Source organism: Cysteiniphilum marinum, from assembly GCF_014857925.1.
GTDB lineage: Bacteria > Pseudomonadota > Gammaproteobacteria > Francisellales > Francisellaceae > Caedibacter > Caedibacter marinus.
In genome coordinates this window covers 1-2,553 of record NZ_JACYVZ010000081.1, presented here as the reverse complement: position 1 = coordinate 2,553, position 2,553 = coordinate 1, and the positions used below count along the sequence as shown (strand labels likewise).

2 protein-coding genes and 1 pseudogene are annotated in these 2,553 nt (G+C 37.8%); all 3 read left to right on the top strand.

Features of this window, described 5'->3' with window-relative positions; genetic code table 11:
- Positions 1-647: pseudogene (locus IE867_RS14265) on the top strand (hypothetical protein); the annotation flags it as partial.
- Between the two features lies 1 nt (position 648).
- Positions 649-1,890 carry a restriction endonuclease subunit S gene (locus tag IE867_RS14260; protein ID WP_192485379.1) on the top strand — a complete coding sequence of 414 codons (1,242 nt, stop codon included), beginning with the start codon at positions 649-651 and terminating at the stop codon, positions 1,888-1,890.
- A 9-nt stretch (positions 1,891-1,899) separates the two neighbouring features.
- Entirely contained in the window at positions 1,900-2,427 is a 528-nt protein-coding gene (locus IE867_RS14255) for a type I restriction endonuclease (protein ID WP_225630083.1), read from the top strand.
- The last annotated feature ends 126 nt before the right edge of the window (positions 2,428-2,553 follow it).

The following is a 2,553-nucleotide window of genomic DNA, read 5'->3' as shown; positions in this document are numbered from 1 at the left end:
CTTTTGTGAGAAGCGAGTTAAGCAAAAAGCTTAAAGAGATATATAGTGATGTTGATTCAGAAGAAATTCGAACAATCGGAGAATATGTTGACTTGCTCGAGAATAAAGCCAAAAAGCCAGAAAAATTAACTTTTATTGAAACTCACAAGCAGGTTAACTGGGACAAAATTGAAGCCAATAAAGATTGCACTTACAGTAAAGGCAAGATAAATAGTTATCTACAAACCTTAAGAGCAGCGTTTGAATTTGATCCAGAAACTTTTGAAGGTAAAGTGATTCGAGTTGATCAGTTATTAGCTAAGCAAGCTGAGATCAAGGCAGATATAAAACAAAAAACTGATGCGCTACACCTAAAAACCAAAACAACCATTGAAGGCTTAAGTGATGAGGAAGTGAATAATCTTTTACATTTAAAATGGATTTCACCATTAATCACGGAACTTGCCTCTATGCCAAACAGCGTGATTACACAGCTCACCAGCAGGGTACAAGCCATGGCTGATAAATATGCCGTGACCTATTCTCAAGTGGCTAATGAGATTAAAACCTGCGAGCAAGAACTGGCGCAAATAATGGGCGAATTGACGGGTAATGAGTTTGATCTTCAAGGCTTGAATGATCTCGCCAGCTTATTAAAGGGTGAATGAAATGAGTATAGCTAAAAAAGTTCCTGTGATTCGCTTTAAAGGGTTTTGTGGGGAATGGGTAAGTTTGATTCTAGGAGAAAACGCAAGGTTTACTAAAGGCCAAGGTTACTCGAAGAGCGATCTTGCTGGGTCTGGCACACCAATAATTCTATACGGAAGGCTTTATACTCAATATCAAACCGTAATTTCTCAGGTTGATACGTTCGTAAATGAGAAGTCTAAGCCCCTTAAAAGTATTGGTGGAGAAGTTATAGTGCCTGCATCAGGCGAGTCTTCTGAAGATATTGCAAGAGCATCTGTTGTTTCTGGTTCTGGTGTAATACTCGGTGGTGATCTAAACGTTGTTTATCCAAGCAATAAAATTTCGCCCATATTTTTAGCTCTGTCGATATCTAATGGATATCTGAAAAAGGAACTGTCTAGCAAGGCTCAAGGTAAATCTGTCGTGCATGTAAGAAATAGTGACTTAGAGAGTTTAGCGTTGGTTATACCTGAAAAAGAAGAACAAAGCCAAATCGGCAACACCTTCCAAAAATTCGACGCACTTATCAGTCAACACCAACAAAAACACGATAAGCTTAAGCAGATTAAAAAATCCATGCTGGAAAAAATGTTTCCCAAAGCAGGTAAAACCATCCCAGAAATCCGCTTTAAAGGGTTTAGTGGCGAGTGGGAGGAAAAAGGTATAACAGATATCTCTAGAGTTTTTATCGGATTGGTAACCACCATGACTATTGCATATAGAAGCAAAGGAGTATTGCTGATAAGAAATTCAGACATAAAAAGCAATAGATTTGAGTTTTCAACTAACCCTATTCATTTAGATGAAAAATTCGCTGATGAAAACTCGAATCGAAAACTAATGCGTGGTGATGTTGTAACAGTTCATACTGGTGATGTTGGTACTTCAGCTGTTGTTACCGAAAAGGAAGAGGGCTCGATAGGTTTTGCAACTATTGTTTCAAGGCCAAATAGAAACATTGTTGATTCAAATTATTTAACGGTTTTTCTTAATACCGATATTCACAAAAGATTTGCTATCAATGTGTCTACAGGCGACGGAAGAGCAAATTACAATTTAAAAGACTTCTATAAATTGAATGTCCCGCTACCTGATATTGTTGAACAAGCTAAAATAGGCAACTATTTCCAAAAACTCGACACCCTTATTAATCAACAGCAACAACAAATCACTAAACTCAATAACATCAAGCAGGCCTGCTTGAGCAAAATGTTTGTCTAAGGAATGGTTATGAACACTTTTAAAACTGAACCAGCATTTGAGCAGGCATTTATTGAAGTCCTCACTCAAAAGGGCTGGGAGTCAGAAATACTTAAAAACAAAACTGAAGCGCAGTTACTGCAAAATTGGGCGGATATTTTGTTTGAAAACAATCGCCAACGTGATCGATTGAATGATGTGCCATTGAGCGCTAGTGAAATGCAGCAAATTATTGATCAGATTAAAGTGCTTAAAACCCCGCTTAAGCTAAATGGTTTAATTAACGGAAAAACGGTGGTTATTAAGCGTGATAACCCCGATGATACCTTGCATATAGGTAAGGAAGTTAGCATAAAAATATATGATCGACAAGAAATTGCAGCCGGTCAAAGCCGTTACCAAATTGCACAGCAACCTAAATTTGAACCTGGGAGCCCTTTGCGTAATGATCGCCGTGGTGATGTGATGTTGCTTATTAACGGGATGCCAGTGATCCATGTTGAGCTTAAAAAAAGTGGTATTCCAGTGAGTCAGGCTGTCAACCAAATTGAAAAATAGGCATGGTTCAAATCCAGTATACACATGAAGGCAACTTTTGATAGCATTTAGAGAGCCGTTTAATTATTATCAATTTGCGAAAAAACAAAAACAAACGGCTCATTATATGCAACCTAAACGACTCAC

Bases quoted from the DNA above. Each gene is read 5' to 3' on its own strand.
- IE867_RS14260 (WP_192485379.1), top strand. From the start codon at position 649: ATGAGTATAGCTAAAAAAGTTCCTGTGATTCGCTTTAAAGGGTTTTGT.
- IE867_RS14255 (WP_225630083.1), top strand. From the start codon at position 1,900: ATGAACACTTTTAAAACTGAACCAGCATTTGAGCAGGCATTTATTGAA.